General features: G+C 52.3%; 1 protein-coding gene and 1 pseudogene. Both read right to left on the bottom strand.

Features of this window, described 5'->3' with window-relative positions; translation table 11 throughout:
• Positions 1 to 396, bottom strand: a pseudogene (locus BSU04_RS47135) (M23 family metallopeptidase); the annotation flags it as partial.
• Positions 397 to 755: 359 nt separating this feature from the next.
• A partial coding sequence (locus tag BSU04_RS20645; RefSeq protein ID WP_144021193.1) for a transposase occupies positions 756 to 1,036 on the bottom strand: 281 nt, incomplete at its 5' end.

Below are 1,036 nucleotides of genomic sequence, written 5' to 3'. Positions count from 1 at the left end.
CATAAGCGACACCAACTGTCTTCGCAGTGCAGGCTTGGTCTTCATGTCCGCCCGATTCATGAGATGCATATACAGCGAATAGAATGTGATCGATCGCCCTTGCCCGGTTTCCGTCTCGTGCTTAAGCAAGACAAAACCCGTGTCATGACCTTCCAACGAATCTGAAGCAACTCGGTATGCCACAACCGTGCCATCGGCGATTGCGCGAACAGGTTCATTGACAAGCTTGGGTGTCAGGTGAACGCCTCCATGCCATCGACGATCGCGACTTATCGGATAAATGCCATGCGGGGACTCGTAATCGTCAAGCCCGGAAATTTCGCTTAGCGCGGCTTGCTCGTAGCTGTCTGCACTGCCATTGGCAGACCCTGGCAGGAAAGGAAAACTGATCAACATGGTTATAGGCCTGTGGTCACACGGAGAACGGGAGCGTGTCGCTGTACTCGAACTCGCTTTTCAGCAAATGCGGCGCCGGATACTTCATGCTCGTCGCCGACGGCCCAGCCATTGGCGAGCAACACGCTTCACGCGACGATTCAATGCGTAATTTTATTTAAACAGTCTGCACAAATATTCGTCAAGGATTAGTTGGGATATTAAATTGAGATAAGTTTTAGGAGTTCTTATATTTTGTAAGATCCTCTCAAGAAGATCTTAATTTTACTTGGGAACCGAAGTCACTTGTTCGAACTTGATGATTTTCAGATTGTTTTCACTCACGCGACTTTTTGATCGCACGCGCCAATTGGCTGGCTCTATGCCGTTTTGAGTGGAACTTGACGGCTGGCGCGATAGCGTTTAATCCCTTGATCACGCGAGGCGGCGGGACGCAAAGGGTTTTGCGGCAAATGTTTTAGCCTGGACATGCGGAGGTAGGCGATGGCCACGAAGTTCTTCACGGTTCGAAATCCGCGCGCGGCCCGCTTGGTTTGTTGGAGCATGCCATTCATCGCCTCGACATAGGCATTGCTGCGACCGTCGAGCATGCCGCGCACGACGCCCGGCAGACGCTCCTTGAGCGTCGTGGCCAGCCGCC

Source organism: Caballeronia sordidicola (genome assembly GCF_002220365.1).
Taxonomy (GTDB): Bacteria; Pseudomonadota; Gammaproteobacteria; order Burkholderiales; family Burkholderiaceae; genus Caballeronia; species Caballeronia sordidicola_C.
Note: the sequence above shows the minus strand (reverse complement) of the source record. Positions and strands in the feature narration are given on the sequence as shown.